Raw genomic sequence first — 15,450 nt, forward strand, 5'->3', positions numbered from 1 at the left:
GGATTGGCAATCTTGTATCCGTTCAAGTTCAAGATGGGGAGCACAGCGCCATCCCTGGCTGGGTTAATAAATTTATTAGAATGCCAGGCGGTTGCCAGGGGGCCGGTCTCCGCTTCCCCGTCACCCACTACACAGGTAACAATCAGATCTGGATTATCCAGCACCGCACCGTAGGCATGGGAGACGCTATAGCCTAGCTCACCCCCTTCATGGACTGATCCCGGCGTTTCTGGAGTGACATGGCTGCCGATATACCCAGGGAACGAAAACTGTTTAAAGAATCGGCCCATGCCTTCAACATCTTCGCCCTTATCTGGGTAGATTTCGGAATAGGTACCTTCCAAGTAAACAGGCCCCAACACACCCGGCGCGCCATGGCCAGGACCGGCCACAAAGATCATGTCCAGATCGTATTTCTTAATCAGCCGGTTGCAATGCACATACGTAAAACTCAGGGCTGGAGATGCTCCCCAATGACCGAGCAAGCGATGCTTAACATGCTCAGGCTGAAGAGGTTTCTTGAGCAATGGGTTGCTACGCAGGTAGATCATGCCCACAGCAAGATAATTACAGGCTCGCCAGTAGGCATCCATGAGACGTAATTCATCTTCCGTAGGCGCAGACAATGGGGAAAAGTTTGGTTGAATGGGAGTTTGAACCATAGTTAATAGTTCCCTCTAACAAAAATCACAGGTTTTTAACTGAAGATACGGTGACAGACTCTTTTTAAGAATTCTCTTAGAGTCACAAATAAGTAGCCTGAAAGGAGTCTTTAACGCAAAGTCTATCTAAGAAGAGTTCTTCATTTACGATGCATGCACCATTGTAGGTTCCAAATTAGAATTGTGCAGATAAGAGGTACAACAAAGTCAACTCTTAATACTTTTAACTTCTTTGCTAGCAACAGCGATTTAACAACTTGCAACTGGCTGCTAAGACCAGTTTAAGCACATGATAAGCGCTATTTAAGTATTTGATAACGTTGCTCTTTCATGACAACATCCCCAGTATCTAGCTACAGTTTCCCATAACCAAATTCTATTTTTTGTCTTTGATAATGAACCATGAGTCTTAGGATTCTTTTAAGATTCCTGGTAAACAGCTGATGAACTTAGAATCCTATTCTCTGTAATTTTCTACTGTGCTAAATATCACTATTTAAACAGTTCATGGTGGAGAGATTTGAAGCTTGCGAAATAATCACATCTGACCAATTTCATTGACCAAGTTCTATAGTTTTATATGAAACACTTAGATAGATACAAGGGATTGTTTTCTAAGAACAATAAAGATTGTATTCAATGCAGACGATTGAACTAGCACTATTTATGATTGTGGCGTCAGGAGGCTGAGACCAACGATGAGAACAGCGTTTTTCAACACTAAGCTCTACGATAAACATTCATTTATTGAGATTAATGAAGATTATAACCATGAGCTCACGTTTTTTGAGCCCCGCCTGACACCCAAAACAGCATCGCTAGCCGCTGGTTTTCCAGCGGTGTGTGTCTTTATTAATGATGAATTGGACGAGGACACGCTGCGTGCGATCGCAGCCACAGGCACCAAACTCATTGCCCTGCGCTGTGCTGGATTTAACAACATCAACCTCAGTGTGGCAGAAGAGCTAGGCATTACAGTCATGCGTGTGCCCGCCTATTCACCCTATGCCGTGGCAGAGCATGCTGTTGGACTGATTATGGCCCTTAATCGTAAACTTTACCGCGCTTACAATCGTGTGCGGGATGATAACTTTTCGTTAGATGGCTTACTGGGCTTTGATCTCCATGGCAAAACCATTGGCATTGTAGGAACAGGTAAAATTGGCCAATGTTTTGCCCAGATTATGAATGGATTTGGCTGTAAGCTCTTAGCCTACGATGTACGGGTCAATCCAGCTTGTGCAGATATCGGTGTGGACTATGTAGAGCTGCCCATATTGCTGACCCGCTCCGACATAATTTCTCTCCACTGCCCATTGTTACCATCCACACACCACTTAATAAACGCTGAATCTATACAGCATTTTAAGCCAGGCTCAATGCTCATCAATACTAGTCGTGGTGGGTTAATTGATACCAACGCCGTGATTGAAGCCATTAAATCAGGGCGGGTAGGGTACTTTGGTATTGATGTTTACGAACGCGAAGGCAGTCTGTTTTTCGAAGACCTGTCTGACACCGTTATCCAGGATGATACCTTTCAGCTGTTGCAGTCTTTTCCTAACGTAGTCATTACAGCCCATCAGGCCTTTTTCACCAAAGAAGCCTTGCGCAACATTGCTCAAGTCACCCTGGCTAACATCAGTGATGTGGAAGCAGGACGGACCAATTCCAACGCAGTGAAGCTCACCTAACATTAACAATCTCTTAACGCCCTCTTGTTAGATTAAATTTCAGCAAACTCACCTAACATTAATAATCTCTTAATGCCCTCTTGTTAGATTAACCTCAGCATTAGTATAGGTTTGACTTATAGTGCTGAGTAAGCATTGGATTTCTCTCTAGCAGTCCTTAAAATACTCTTTATGAAGCCACTTATTCATCGCACTAAAATTGTGGCCACCATGGGTCCTGCCAGTCGGTCTCCAGAGGTGATCAAACAGCTCATGCTCGCCGGCATGAATGTAGCCCGGTTAAATTTTTCCCACGGCACCTATGAAGATCATGCTGAGCAGATTCGTCAACTGCGGGCGGTTTCCGATGAGTTAGAAATGCCCCTGACGCTTTTACAAGATTTACAAGGTCCTAAAATTCGAGTGGGCCAGTTGCCCAACGGCGAGCTAGAACTCCAGCCAGGAAAGAAAATTACCTTTGTGCCCGTATCTGAGGAATCCCCCCAGACAGATGCGATCGCCATTGACTATCCACATCTAGCCGAAGAGGCTACTCCAGGGACTCAAATTTTGTTAGATGACGGGTTGTTGGAAGTACGGGTAGAAACGGTTCAAGGGAATGTAGTACAGTGCAGTGTCATTACCGGTGGCATCCTTAAAAGCCGTAAAGGTGTAAATCTCCCTAGCCTTAATCTGCGGCTACCCTCCTTAACTGAAAAAGATAAGGAAGATTTAGCCTTTGGCATAGAACAAGAGGTGGATATTGTTTCCCTAAGTTTTGTGCGGAGCCCAGAGGATATCAAAAACCTCAAAGCTTTTTTGGCAGCCAAAGCGGTTAATATTCCAGTATTAGCTAAATTAGAAAAACCTCAGGCCATTCAAAACCTGGAAGCAATTATCGATGAATGTGACGCCATCATGGTGGCACGGGGAGATCTCGGTGTAGAAATGAGACCGGAGAAAGTTCCCCTCATTCAAAAACGAATTATTCGCCTATGTAATCGCAGAGGCATTCCCGTCATTACAGCGACCCAGATGTTGGATAGCATGACCCATAGCCCTCGGCCAACCCGTGCCGAAGCTAGCGATGTTGCTAACGCGATCATGGATGGCACCGATGCAGTGATGTTATCAGGAGAGTCTGCTGTTGGTAATTATCCCGTGGAAGCTGTGAAAATGCTGGCGCGGATTGCCACTGATGTGGAACCTGAGATCGATTATCCTAACTTTCCACCCCAAAAGATTGATGCTCCTGCAGCCATTAGTGAAGCTCTTAATGCCATTGATCATGTTTTAGATCTCCAGTGTATTGTTGGTTTTACAGAGACGGGATATACCGCTCGCTTAGCAGCTGCGGAACGTCCCAAAGCTACCGTCGTGGCTTTAACCGCGAATCCTAAGGTTTATCGACAGCTAAACCTTGTATGGGGAGTCCGTCCTGTTTTGTTAGAACAGTTAGATGGTTCTCTTGAAACACTGTTTGAACAAGTTGAAACCTGTTTGTTAGAGAAACATTTTGCAGCCCCTGGAGATCGCATTTTACTTCTAGGGGGTCTACCGATTAAGGTTTCTGGCTCCACTAACTTTCTCAAAATTCATACTATTGGGTCGGGTGATTAAGGGGATGGTATAAAAATAAAGACCCAGGTTAGGGCTGTCGATGGGTGGATGAGTGATGGGATAATGGGGTGATTATTTAAGCGCAAGCGCTGAAGAAGTTTTGCCCAGATAGACCTGAGCTCATGCCAGACTGCCCTTAGCTCAGGTCTAGATTTCGAGTTCTGAACCCGTTATCAGCCCATGTTTCTATAATAGAAACGTGTTTCACTTATGTAGCTATGGCAAATCTTTTCCACCTAGCATTCCCTGTTAGCAACATTCTCGACACCAAGCGATTTTATGTGGACGGTCTTGGCTGTCAGCCGGGTCGTGAATCTCCCAGTGCGTTAATTATGAACTTTCAGGGACATCAGCTAGTGGCCCACGTTACCCGAGATCAGCTATCTGACCAAGGAAGTATCTATCCCCGGCACTTTGGCCTAGTTTTCGATACTGAGGCTGACTGGGAAGCTTTAGCAGAACGGGCTAAAGTCCAAAACCTCCCCTTTTACCAACAGCCAAAGTGTCGCTTTAGGGGGACTCCTTTAGAGCACCGCACATTCTTCCTCGAAGATCCATTTCATAATCTGTTGGAATTTAAATACTATTGTCATCCAAGTGCCATCTTTGGTGAGAGTCATCATGCTCAAGTAGGCGAAGTTGCTATGGCTTAATCTTTAGCCCTTGGGCAATGGCCGCTAAACCCCGTTCGTCCCACACCATGCCATCGTGGGTCAGTACGGGTAGTCGTTGGCTTTCACCAATCGGCAAACAACAGTGGTGTGCAGGCAGAACCAACAGATCATAGGCTGTCCATAGCCACAGCGGTCGACAGGTGACTAGCTGTTCCATATCTTGATTTAGCTCCGTTAGAAAGGCACTGCCTGGACGCATTTGTACACATCCTATATTCCACCGAAACCAGGCAAGGGCTGAACCATAGTGAGGCACTGCCACACCAACAAATCGCTGCACTCGCTGCAAACCACCCAAACGCTGTAGGTAGTAACGGCTAGCCAAGCCACCCATGCTAAACCCCACCAGGGAAAATGGTTGCCGCTCTCCCAGGGATGCCCTGATAAAATCATCGAGCTGCTTCGCTTGTTGCTCTATACCGATATCACCGTTATTGGGTTTTATGCTAATGGCATAGACATGCCAACCTTGATTTTCTAAATATGGACGCAACCGTCCAAAAATATTAACGGTATTCCAGAGACCATGGACCAGCACAACCGCTGGTTTGTGATTATGCGTCACGCTTGCCCCGACCCTCTAGCCAAAACAAAAACACAACGATGCCGATGACGCCCATCTGTACAGCTAGATTAGGCAAGGCCGTCTCTACATCCTTACCGGCCATCAGCTGAGTCAAAAATACAAATGCCCCCAACAGCCCGGACGCCCCCACAGCACCATAGATAACCTTACGCATTCCTTTGAAAGGTGACTGCGTCTCCTGAACCAGGCGCTCAAACCGTTCCTGGCTCATGCCTGGTGGTTTGGTGGGGGTGCGATCGCTAGAGCCAGACTTTTTTGCCATGGAGCCTTTATTTAGAGGGGATAAGTACCATTTTTTCAAACTATGTCCCATCTAGCACAGGGGGGCCTGGATTTTTGGAAGATGGACTACGATGATCCCCATAGCAATTGCCTCTCAGGCTCTATCATTCCCCATTGATGAATTTCTGAATTTCTGATGCACCCTGGATGCAGTACCATGATCTACTAGCTAGACTTAGCATTCAACATGCCAACGTGGCTCAGTGGTAGAGCACTCGATTCGTAATCGAGCGGTCACGGGTTCAAATCCCGTCGTTGGCTTCCTGGATTTTAGCGAGCTCAATGCTTTCAGATGATTTTGAAGATTCTTGTTAAAGCATATATTCGAGCATAAATAACATAATTACTAAAAAATCTAGTCCAAAATTAGTCCATTGTTTTCGGCTGTTTGTTTTGGGTTTCCGGCGCATCACGCTACTCAGAGTAGTCCTCCTCCAGCACCCACCCCCACCGCATTATCCGGGGCTAGGGTCAGGGGGTGGCGCATGATGTGGCCAGCGCCAGGATCGGCACCACATCCAGTCTGAAGGTCATTCGCTTACAAAAGTTTCCTCAAACGTAGCGGAGAATTCATGAAAGGCAACTCCCGACCCCGCTCCTAAGAATCTGAGTCGCCAATCTCTACAAAAGTAAAGCCGCCGCTTGTCAGGGGTTCCATCTGGCGAAAATCCGAATGGTCTCATTCGGCGTTCTTGCAAAAACTGGTGCAGTTCCAGCCCATTTCTAACATTGCCAGCGACAGCCCATCGACTACGAGATCGCTGTAATTGATTCCGCCTGCCACGAGAGACCATCGCATTTTCAGCCGCTTCGATTTCGATTGGCCGCATTGCAAACGATGAGCGATCTCCGGGTCTGCCAATGTATGGAATATCAGGGTAAGGCATTGTTTTTAAGAAGTCGACGGGAAGTCCCAAGCCCAATTCTGAATCGCGTTCATGACATCATCCCCACCGACAAGGCCATCTCCAACAAAAGTTTTAACCAAGCTGGGGTCGCACTCTAGCTCGTTAGCTAAAAGATTTACTGTCTGGGGGTACTGATCGATGCAGCTGTTCAAATCAGCGAGCGTGGCATGACCAACCCGGAAGGCCGTCTCTGCAAGCCTAGAAAACACCAAGCAAAGGAGCATGTGATTGGGGTGGAGTGCAGGGATGGCATCAACTATAGTCTCGGAGAGTTTGAGTGTGTCGGTATAATTTCGGGTCATTTCGCCACCCCCCTCAACCGAACATCTGTTGACCCCGACGCTGTTGACGCCGCAAACCTTACGGACTGATACCGCGCTACATTTAACTCCAGCCATGCCGACGCGCCACCTGCCAACGTTCGTGGGTCACCAGCCGGAAACCCGATCGCACTTGATGCAATCACGGGGTTCAATGTATTACCAGTCTGCCGCCCTGCATTGGTGTCATAGTCTGCTGCACTCTGAGCAAATGGATTAAAAAAACCGCCCAGGTCAGAGTGATAACGAGCAGAGCACACAAATGTGTTAAGCGCTGTAGCCCCAGTATTCTCAATCTGGATGCCCATTGTCTTGGCGTTAGAGACATCCACAATGACAATCTCGGTTGATGGGTCACTGACGGTTACTGCGCCTGAATCAAACTCAGTCGTTCGGGATTCGCGTAGTAGTGCCTTTAGGAGTGCGATCGCGCTAGCATCAACTGTCTCATCGGCTGCCGCAGCGTCCCCGACTACACCCAGTGCATCACTGTAGAACTTCTGGCCAACAATCTGCGTGGGGCCATCAAGCCCGAGATCTTCGCCGCGAATTTTTAGCGCGGTTTCGTTGCCGTCCAGGACGTCGTAATCAAAGTTGGCCATAGTGTGAGATTGGTGGAACTGCCACTAGTGTAGCCTTTTGGCAGTGCGGACGGTGTGGCTGGGTTAACCTCATTCAACAATCGGCAGCAGGTTCAAGGCACAGATATGCACCTTCCCTACTCCAGCTTTGGCGAGAATCATCGACTCCACCAAGCTCAACAGTCTGTCGCTGTTGTACTCGTCCTTGTCGATGGTCGCGATGTGGCTCCCGTGTAGGCCGCCAGGAGCCTCCCAGGAGATGAAGATTCGTACGGTGTTGGGGTGGGACATGATAACTAGAACGAGATCGCACTCGCTCCTCTCGAATAATTCAGCACCAAATTAGCTTTAGGTGGTTCTCTCACAACCACAGCCCTGGATAAGAGTGATAGCACAGTCGAAGGAACTTCGATTTCAGCTTCGTAGTATGCGCCTTCTGCCCAGTTAGAAAATTTACCTGTAGAAAGCAGGCTGGCCACTCGCACTTGATAAATCGGATCGTACAATACGCCTTGAAAGTCGTAGGAAACGCCCTGGGTTGTCGCTTGGCTTTGCCATTGGCCAAACTGTCCGCGTTTATATTCCAGGATGTAGCCTGATACAAAGGCAGCATCGGCTGGCGGCTGCCAGCTAACTTGCAGCACATAACTACCAGAATCTAGTACCAGCAAGACAACATTGATATTAAATGGTGGTGATGCTACAGCTGGCGCTACATCCCCAGGAATCTCCTGCGGCGAGATTGGGATACCTTGCTCTATTCGGGCTTCTTTGTCGGGCAGGTAAATGGAGCCAAATACCTCAATCGTCGATAAGTCACCTTCCTCTGAATTGATTGTCAAGCATCGCCATATACGCCCCGGAACCGTGGTGATCGCCCAGCTTGCACCCGCCACCGGAGCCGCACTAAATGCAGTCGTTACAATCAACTGATCAGCTGAACCAGGGTTGTTGGCAAGTAGCCTACGCTCAATCTCTCCTGATGGCGTTATTACCTCTACGTGGACTGTGCCGCCCGGTATTGTCACGGTGCGATCGAGTTGCAATTCAGTGACCGATGCATTAAGGAGAAGCCCTGCTGCGATCGCGCTGCTGTAACGATTATCGTAGGCCGTGAATAGCTGCCCTGGACGCAACCCAGCCGCGCTACCTCTGGCTTGGAAATTTATCGTATCCGTTTCGTAGAAGTTGGTGACTAGCTGATAGAGTCCTGCCCTGACAGCTTGTGACCGGGAATAACATCCGTAGGCAGCAAATTTGGTTTCGCGATAGCCATAGACCGCGAACGCTTCCTCTAATTCGACCGGCTCTACCGTGGGTTTAAATTGGTCATCCGGGTCGTGCCAGGTGACTAAGGCTACCGAATACCGCGAATTTAAGTCGCTTGATGCATACGTGAAGCTGCCATCAACGACATCAGCATTTGTAAATTGAAACTTTGGCGTCCCTGGTCGGTCTTGCCAGAATCGCATCTTTTCACCATCAAAATACCGATGCGCGTTGCAGTTGCTCAGTACATCATCAATGTGTTTAAACCCTTGGGCCTCGGTTTGGATCAGTGTCGATAGCCGAAACCGTCGCTCCAGATAGCCCAACCCAGAGTTAATTTTTGGGTTGTTATAAGCGCTAATCTCTGCGAGATCCATCAGGTCAACATCGTTGATCGAGTAATCACTGCCATAGCCATACATCGGGTCTGTCAGTAGAAACAGTGCGATCCATGCTGGGTCGGATGTTGGCTGCGGTGAAGGTACTAGGCGTCCATTCCATGGAATGGGCTGTCCGTTTCCGCCCAATATTGGATCAAGCCCACCCGCTAGTGGGTTCAACGAATCTGTTATCCCTGCAACCGCTACACGCATATTGTTCGGAATCAAAATTCTTCCAATCATTCCGCCGATTCGGTAACTACGCCTCGGTGCACTGTTAAATTGCTCTGCCCCAAATTGCATCGCCACGACATGTAGATTTGGGTACGTTGGCGATGTCGTGATTATTTCTTGGTAGCTTTGCCATCGCAATTGACGAAGCTCAGTTTGGTCTCCTTCATCAATATCAGGACTCGCTTTGACCATCCGTATTGAAAAGTCACGGACACCGATCGTTACAGGGATGAATGCCTCAAATTCTCTAATCTGCGGGAAGCGATCGTTGATCGTCCGGTCATAGCGCAGCACAAATGGGCCAATACCTTGTTGTACAAAAATCTGAACGCGAACCGCGTTGCCCTTTACGTCGCCGTCATCTTCTCTGCGCTCCAGCGCAACACCAAAACGGACAATAACGGCATCAATCTGATCGTTGGAAAATGTTCGGGTAACAAACTGCGAGTTTTTCACCTCAACGCCAACACCCGTTTCACTAGACTGATAAGTGCCGAAACCTTGCAAAGGAGCTTCGACATTACGACCTGCCCTTTGCTGAAACAGCAGGTCTGAAAAATTTCGGCTACCGTCTAAATTTTCAAGTGGTGTTCCATCTAGGAATACATCCCGAATCGTTCGCACGCCTCGGCACGGCCCTGCACTCAGAATCTCAACAACTTGAGCGTAGGAGTCAGACGGATTTCCCGCGTCCTGAGTTTTGGGCTTTCGTTGTTTTCTGCCGCCGCCCCCACGACCGCTTAAGGGGTACTGATCAACCATAGGCTCAAATTGCATTCAACCACTCTGCTGCATCGAATTTTTCCCAGTTGCCAGTAAAGTACTGCAGATAGGCCATTAGACGACCATCACTAAATTTTTCCTGACTTTGTAGCGCTTGAATCTTGGCAGCAGTCGCGAAGAAATCTAGATTTAGCTTGCCTTCTTTTTTGACGATGTTGATTTTGCTCTGAGCTATGAGTGGGAGTAATTTTTCAGCGATGTGAATTTCCCAACCGATGTTTTCTCTCTTGAGGATTCTTGCGATGGGGTGCTTATCCAAATCATTGTTTGCTTCCTCTGGAAGTCCCTCAATATATGGAGCAACGACGACGTTGAGATTGTAGTCCTTAACCCATTGCTCTAGCGGTGTTAAAAAATCGGCGTCTTGTACGCTAACAACTTGGGCTGTGATTGGGTAGATTATGCCATCTTTATCTTTGAGAAACAGTGCTACACCCATAGTGGTGCCCAGTGGATTTAAACAGACAGATGCAATTTGTTGCCTTGAATGAACAACACCTACATCGTCACCAGCTTCCCATTTGAAAGCTGTTGTTTTGTCGCGGGTCTTTCCTTCTAGCCGTGTCAGGTTAATAACCATGGGTATCAGTCGTTTTACTTTTTGGAACCAAAATATTTATAGCCTGAAGCCTTAAGAGCATGCATTAGCGCAAAAAGAACATCATCGTTAGCACCCTGGGCGGCTTCTGGCTTACCATTCGCGTTCACTACAAACGATAACAGCTCTTTAGAAATGTGACTGTCCTTTGGAATCTTTAGGTGCTCACGCTCCAATGCCAATGTCAGCAAGGTAATCAGCTGGGGTCGGGTGCTCTCAGTTGTCTTACTGGCTTCAATGCTCTGGCTTGGGCACAATGCCGCTAACTGCTCTATCCAGGTCAAGCCGGTGTTGTTGCTCTCAACTCGTGTCTCTAATGGGCTAAATGCCTGGATTGCATCCGCCCACCGGCTTACATGGGCGGAACTAGTACCTGATTTCTTGCGGTAGATGTAAGCAGGGCTTAAGATGTCACCCTCTTGCCGTAAAATCACCAAAGCGGCTGCATCACCACTGGTTAGGCTGCCACCATTGGGGTCTCCACCCACGTAGTAAACGACATTTTGATCAGGTTCTTCATACCAAATCTCGCCTGTATGTGGCGATTGGCGTATGGGCTCTAGGTCCACCTCTGCAGATCGGACCAGTACTGGTGAGAATACAGCGCTTTCACTCTCGCTAAATTCAAGCTCATACTCAACGAGAATCCCTGTTTCAGTAATAACCCCAGATCTGCGTTTCTCCTCAAGGAACCCTGGGTCTTTCTTCTCTGCAAGCCATGGCATCGCCCGCCAATTAATTAGAAAAGCAAAATCTACTCCATTCTTAGTAAACTGCTGATAAGGTTCTATAGTCTCAGCCCGGATACCCTCAACAGTCCGTGTTATCTCAGCTTCAGAAATAATGCTCTTTAGCAGACTGTAGTAATACATCTGTTTTCCATTGGGTGTCCCAACTAGGATTACTTTAGAATTCGGGGCGTTATTTCGCAGCGCATCAGTAACCGTTAGTGTCTCCTCTAGATTGGGTTGGTGGCCCTGCTCCTCAATGTGAACGATGTTTACAGAGCGCAACCCACGACCACAGGTAGATGGGTCAGCACTTCTAAAAATCATCTGAGCCCCATTGTCGAACTGGAGTAGAGAAAGATTATCAGTGACCAGCTCTATCCCCATCTGCTTAATGATTATCCGTAATTCACGGGCATGTTCATGAGCATCACGCTCTGTTCTGTCCAGTACCAACACCTTGAACCGGGGACAGTGCGCACACAGCCATAGCTCGATCAGCAGCAGTAACAACGTATTGCCAATCTGCCTGGACTTCATCACTGACAGGCTAGCCTTTTGGTTGGCTAATCTTTCCAGGATTAAAGAAGAAAAATCAAGCTGCCAAGGGACCAACGAAAATGGAGCTAAACCGCCCTCAGTCATTAGCGTGACTTGTTTGCAAAACTCAGGAAAGGTATCGGGTAGTGCTGCGATCGCAGCGTCAACTGTCGGTGGTAGTTTCTTCTGGTGGCGGTGCGCTACTTTCACTATCGGGCTGAGAGTGCCCAGTGAGGATACCAGTGATTTCCCGTTTAGCATCATCGCTGACCACCTCCAGTAGTCGATCAATTGTTTGGGCCGCTTTCTTCTCTGCGGCCTGGTCGATACGACTAGCAAGTGACCAGCGTTCGGGAAATTTCCGTTCTAAATACCAGGCGTCAGACTGCCAAAATTTAGACTTTTTTATCCGTTTCACAGACGCTGATTCAGATTCAGCAACTGCCTTTTTAATGGACTCTGAAAACCCTATGAATGGGAATTCTTCAGCGCTTTCGTTGCCTTCAGCAAGGGCTCTTTCTCCACGTTCAATCCACTGGTAAGCCGTGCTCTCAGGAATACCCGCAATTGCAAAAGCTACGTTCTGATAATTGCCGTCTTTGATAGCACGGACAACGACACCAGTGAGAGTCTTGGTTAATTTCGTTGGTCTGCCACCTGGGCCTTTTTGTTTGGCGCGGGCCATCTCCAAATCACCCCGTGAATATCGACATCACCGGCGGCGCTGCATCATCCGGGTCAATACCCTGCTCTAATAGCAAGTCTCTTAGCTCATCAGCAGCGCTATAGCCTGGAGGAATCTCAAACCCATCCGCCAGCCATCTTAAATCCAGTGCCGCCTGTTCTCGCAGGAACGACTTAATCTGCACGCGATTACCCGTAAAGCGAATGCCACCATCGGCTCGTTCTAGTGTCTGGTTGTCATAGTTCTGTCGCTCAATCAATGCCGCTACATAGTGCAGCCGGTAACGCACATCATCACCGCGCCGTGCGGCTGTATCGTCTAGTTTTGCTAAAATCTCAGACTCGCGACCTGTGTCGTTGGTTTCGGTGAGGTCCTGAACTCGCTCCAGGGCGGCTGATAGGTCAGAATAGAGATCGCTGATGCTCATACGCCACCCCTCGGTACGGCAAAGATAAAATTATCGGAACCTAAGCTATTGGGAGGTGCATTCAAAGTAATGGCCCCACCGTTGGTAGCTTCAGACACACCCGTTTGGTAGGCAATCAAATCAGAGTCTGTATCGTCTTCACCTTCGATGAACAACGCAAACGCCCCTACTGTCTGGGCGTCTGCCACGGCTGTAATTGTTGTGTCAACAAAACGTAGTTCTAGGCGATCTTCACCGTCGTTGTAGATCACGCTGGCTGATACATCAGGGCGATCGTAGCCAGTGAGTTCATTGAAGGCGATGTCGCTAACAAATTGATGAGTGGAATCGTAAGTGTAGCTCGATAGCAAAATTGCTTTCAGGCTAGGGCTATTCCAAGCGGCCCCTCCCGAAAATAGTGCAATTAATCCTTGCTTAAAAAAGAGCATCAGACTTTCAGTGGCAGTACGATATCTCGGTCTCGTGAGCAATGCGTATTCCAGTTCACCCCAGTACTCAAATCTTGGGGCACATCGACCGTGAGAGAAAGGGGGCGATCGCAGGCGGCCAGAGTAACGCCACCCCACAGCCCGCCCCGAATCACGACAACAGAGCTTTTAATCTCAGACGCTTCGATGATGCAATCAAAGCAATAGAGAAAACGTCCATCGCTCAGGCAGTCAATCTCCATTAGGGTGCATACGTGTAGCCAGACAACACGGTGAAGGAATCGCCCTGGAATACCAGATCAAACGATGCCCGACGCACTTCGTTTTGGTTGCCCGGCTCCTGGTAGTTTTGAATAAGGGCAGCACCCTCCTTGCGCTCACCATCGGGTAGAGTCAGCGTGGCATAAACCTCGCGCCCATAGAATCCCCCTCCCTTGAGCGCTACGTTTTGCACCAGCTCAAAGAATGCACGGTTGTTCGGGCGGATGATGAACGAGCAGTTCACTGTTTTTGATGCTCGGATTAATGCAACCTCGGTACCGCTGCCAGACTTAGTATCCGTGGTGTCAACTGACGTATCAGAGGTGGACAGGTCAAACGACTGCAAGCCTTCCATCGGCAAAATGCCGTCAATAAAGGTTGCAGTGGCCCCGACTGGTACATCCGCCTTGAGTGGGAAAATAGTTGCCGCTACTGGGGTGTCTTCGGTTAGCGTTACGTCCTGATCTAGAACTACCTGCACTCGCCGGTTGTTGGCGGTATCTTCAAACGAAAATGATGCGCCAGCGTTTAGCGTCTGAGTGTCGCCAGTCTCTCCAGCAATATCAATCGTAGTATCGTTGGCTGCAGCCGCGCTCGCTGTCAGCGTAATCGTTGGCGGAGTACGGCTGCCGATGGGCAACAGCACCAGATCAAGAGATGCATTTTGAAGAATAATTGAGCCGACTGCTCTGGCCATTGTTTAACTCCTTGTCAAAAAATAGGGGGAATATAGAGAGAAGACGATCTGCTCATACACATCGTCTGAAGATGGGGAATGAATGGACGGACGAAACTGATTAAAGGTCGCCTCAATTCGATTGGCAGCTTCAACTAAATTCACCGATTGCCGGTCATAGTTAACAAGCGTGACGCGGGTATAGGCGTTTTTATGAGCCCCACCAGAAACGCGATCGCTGCCGCCCATCAGAAAGCGATCGATGCCACAGAATAAGCCCGTCACTGAATTACGTCGTACATCTTCAGGGGGTTCTACGGTAAAAGCGGGTTCACCATCCGAGAACTGGCCCAGTAAATCACCGATCTCATCGCGTAGTTGAGTCGCTAAGGGAATCAGGATTTCATCTGTCGCAATACTAGCCATGGCGCACCTCCTGAGAGTTCAAGAGTTCACTGGTATCTACCTTGTCGCGTAAGCCAGGGGGGATGTATTGACCATTCCGGCGTTGAGTACCACGCGGGTGATACCACCGACGATCTCGCAAGTTGTCTTGCATTTGTCCCGCAACATCTTCTACAAACTCTTGGAAAGCTTGATGGATAACGCTATCTGAAATCTCAGGGACGATAATCTTCGGTGACTCAAGCTCATCAACAGTAGTTGTCATCCATGGCGCAGGCGGGATGCTGCCACCGGACTTTAGCTGTGCCCCGTTATGAACAATAGGTGCATGCTCGGCATGATAACCGATTGTGCTGGATGCTTTGGTTAGCTTGGGCGGATTCCAATCCAACATTAGCCACCTCCAACCGAATAAAAGTAGCCAGAGAGCGGAGAACCTAATGCCTTAGTAACTGCAACAAACCGATTTGGTACAATCTGCGCTGCTTCAAACTCGCCATTGAACTCCAATTCAGTTGCCAGTTCCTTAAGAACAGCACGAATCCGTTTCCCCAAAGGAAAGTTGTCCGGCTGAAATTTAGGAGAAACAAAATAGCCGTCTACTCGAACGCGAGAGACATCAGGGCCAATCTGCTCACTGAGCCAGCAATTCCAAATTCCGACTTAAGAACAGGTGTCTGTGTCCTGGAGCTAGCAATCGAGTTGTGCACAGCGTGCCCCTATCCGATAG

At 48.5% G+C, this 15,450-nt stretch carries 21 protein-coding genes and 1 tRNA gene; 5 read left to right on the plus strand and 17 right to left on the minus strand.

The window, feature by feature from the left end; translation table 11 throughout:
- Positions 1-662, minus strand: a 662-nt coding sequence (locus tag DXZ20_RS21610) for a phosphoketolase family protein (protein ID WP_489670948.1), incomplete at its 3' end; no start/stop codon positions are given.
- Positions 663-1,360: 698 nt separating this feature from the next.
- Between DXZ20_RS21610 and DXZ20_RS21615 the strand changes: the two genes are divergently transcribed.
- The 3 genes from DXZ20_RS21615 (at position 1,361) to DXZ20_RS21625 (ending at position 4,608) form a co-directional block, all read left to right on the plus strand.
- Complete coding sequence (locus DXZ20_RS21615) at positions 1,361-2,356, plus strand: 2-hydroxyacid dehydrogenase (protein ID WP_163671127.1); 996 nt, start codon at positions 1,361-1,363, stop codon at positions 2,354-2,356.
- Positions 2,357-2,527: 171 nt separating this feature from the next.
- On the plus strand, positions 2,528-3,955 hold the full coding sequence (gene pyk / locus DXZ20_RS21620; RefSeq protein ID WP_163671128.1) for a pyruvate kinase: 1,428 nt from the start codon (positions 2,528-2,530) through the stop codon (positions 3,953-3,955).
- 218 nt (positions 3,956-4,173) lie between these two features.
- Positions 4,174-4,608, plus strand: a complete 435-nt coding sequence (locus DXZ20_RS21625) for a VOC family protein (RefSeq protein ID WP_163700619.1) — start codon at positions 4,174-4,176, stop codon at positions 4,606-4,608.
- On the opposite strand, the gene DXZ20_RS21630 is transcribed toward DXZ20_RS21625, so the two are convergent.
- Positions 4,598-5,194, minus strand: a complete 597-nt coding sequence (locus tag DXZ20_RS21630; RefSeq protein ID WP_163700621.1) for an alpha/beta fold hydrolase — start codon at positions 5,192-5,194, stop codon at positions 4,598-4,600. The genes DXZ20_RS21625 and DXZ20_RS21630 overlap by 11 nt on opposite strands.
- Positions 5,184-5,477 carry a DUF3493 domain-containing protein gene (locus DXZ20_RS21635; protein WP_163671131.1) on the minus strand — a complete coding sequence of 98 codons (294 nt, stop codon included), beginning with the start codon at positions 5,475-5,477 and terminating at the stop codon, positions 5,184-5,186. The genes DXZ20_RS21630 and DXZ20_RS21635 overlap by 11 nt, the downstream gene beginning before the upstream one ends.
- 209 nt (positions 5,478-5,686) lie before the next feature.
- Here DXZ20_RS21635 and DXZ20_RS21640 point away from each other — a divergent pair.
- Positions 5,687-5,758, plus strand: a tRNA-Thr gene (locus tag DXZ20_RS21640).
- 269 nt (positions 5,759-6,027) lie between these two features.
- Here DXZ20_RS21640 and DXZ20_RS21645 read toward each other — a convergent pair.
- From DXZ20_RS21645 to DXZ20_RS21655, 3 genes are read right to left on the minus strand one after another with little or no spacing between them, the layout of a single operon-like run.
- Positions 6,028-6,384 (minus strand): phage tail protein, encoded by a 357-nt coding sequence (locus DXZ20_RS21645; protein ID WP_163700624.1) that lies wholly within the window; start codon positions 6,382-6,384, stop codon positions 6,028-6,030.
- A 5-nt stretch (positions 6,385-6,389) separates the two neighbouring features.
- Positions 6,390-6,707, minus strand: coding sequence for a hypothetical protein (locus tag DXZ20_RS21650; RefSeq protein WP_163700627.1), 318 nt, complete (start codon positions 6,705-6,707; stop codon positions 6,390-6,392).
- Positions 6,704-7,327, minus strand: a complete 624-nt coding sequence (locus DXZ20_RS21655) for a hypothetical protein (RefSeq protein ID WP_163700630.1) — start codon at positions 7,325-7,327, stop codon at positions 6,704-6,706. Before DXZ20_RS21655 ends, DXZ20_RS21650 begins: the two co-directional genes overlap by 4 nt.
- A gap of 54 nt (positions 7,328-7,381) precedes the next feature.
- Between DXZ20_RS21655 and DXZ20_RS21660 the strand changes: the two genes are divergently transcribed.
- Complete coding sequence (locus DXZ20_RS21660) at positions 7,382-7,543, plus strand: hypothetical protein (RefSeq protein ID WP_163700633.1); 162 nt, start codon at positions 7,382-7,384, stop codon at positions 7,541-7,543.
- Positions 7,544-7,602: 59 nt separating this feature from the next.
- Here the strand turns inward: DXZ20_RS21660 and gpJ are convergent, their stop codons facing one another.
- The 11 genes from gpJ to DXZ20_RS21715 are packed head-to-tail and all read right to left on the minus strand — an operon-like array spanning position 7,603 to position 15,275.
- On the minus strand, positions 7,603-9,951 hold the full coding sequence (gene gpJ / locus DXZ20_RS21665; protein WP_163700636.1) for a TipJ family phage tail tip protein: 2,349 nt from the start codon (positions 9,949-9,951) through the stop codon (positions 7,603-7,605).
- Between the two features lie 4 nt (positions 9,952-9,955).
- Positions 9,956-10,552 carry a hypothetical protein gene (locus tag DXZ20_RS21670; protein WP_163700639.1) on the minus strand — a complete coding sequence of 199 codons (597 nt, stop codon included), beginning with the start codon at positions 10,550-10,552 and terminating at the stop codon, positions 9,956-9,958.
- Positions 10,553-10,566: 14 nt separating this feature from the next.
- Positions 10,567-12,048, minus strand: a complete 1,482-nt coding sequence (locus tag DXZ20_RS21675) for a terminase large subunit domain-containing protein (protein ID WP_163700642.1) — start codon at positions 12,046-12,048, stop codon at positions 10,567-10,569.
- Positions 12,002-12,523: a hypothetical protein gene (locus DXZ20_RS21680; protein WP_163700645.1), complete on the minus strand. Its 522-nt coding sequence runs from the start codon at positions 12,521-12,523 to the stop codon at positions 12,002-12,004. The genes DXZ20_RS21675 and DXZ20_RS21680 overlap by 47 nt, the downstream gene beginning before the upstream one ends.
- Before the next feature lie 7 nt (positions 12,524-12,530).
- A complete protein-coding gene (locus DXZ20_RS21685; RefSeq protein WP_163700648.1) occupies positions 12,531-12,950 on the minus strand; it encodes a hypothetical protein in 420 nt (139 codons plus the stop codon).
- Positions 12,947-13,378 (minus strand): hypothetical protein, encoded by a 432-nt coding sequence (locus DXZ20_RS21690; RefSeq protein ID WP_163700651.1) that lies wholly within the window; start codon positions 13,376-13,378, stop codon positions 12,947-12,949. The genes DXZ20_RS21685 and DXZ20_RS21690 overlap by 4 nt, the downstream gene beginning before the upstream one ends.
- Positions 13,378-13,620, minus strand: a complete 243-nt coding sequence (locus tag DXZ20_RS21695; protein WP_163700654.1) for a hypothetical protein — start codon at positions 13,618-13,620, stop codon at positions 13,378-13,380. The genes DXZ20_RS21690 and DXZ20_RS21695 overlap by 1 nt, the downstream gene beginning before the upstream one ends.
- Positions 13,620-14,336 carry a phage tail tube protein gene (locus DXZ20_RS21700; RefSeq protein ID WP_163700657.1) on the minus strand — a complete coding sequence of 239 codons (717 nt, stop codon included), beginning with the start codon at positions 14,334-14,336 and terminating at the stop codon, positions 13,620-13,622. The genes DXZ20_RS21695 and DXZ20_RS21700 overlap by 1 nt, the downstream gene beginning before the upstream one ends.
- A 3-nt stretch (positions 14,337-14,339) precedes the next feature.
- Entirely contained in the window at positions 14,340-14,741 is a 402-nt protein-coding gene (locus tag DXZ20_RS21705) for a hypothetical protein (RefSeq protein ID WP_163700660.1), read from the minus strand.
- Positions 14,734-15,114: a hypothetical protein gene (locus DXZ20_RS21710; protein ID WP_163700663.1), complete on the minus strand. Its 381-nt coding sequence runs from the start codon at positions 15,112-15,114 to the stop codon at positions 14,734-14,736. The genes DXZ20_RS21705 and DXZ20_RS21710 overlap by 8 nt, the downstream gene beginning before the upstream one ends.
- Positions 15,114-15,275, minus strand: a complete 162-nt coding sequence (locus DXZ20_RS21715) for a hypothetical protein (protein WP_163700666.1) — start codon at positions 15,273-15,275, stop codon at positions 15,114-15,116. Before DXZ20_RS21715 ends, DXZ20_RS21710 begins: the two co-directional genes overlap by 1 nt.
- Between the last annotated feature and the right edge of the window lie 175 nt (positions 15,276-15,450).

Source organism: Adonisia turfae CCMR0081, from assembly GCF_011009555.1.
Lineage (GTDB): Bacteria > Cyanobacteriota > Cyanobacteriia > Phormidesmidales > Phormidesmidaceae > Leptothoe > Leptothoe turfae.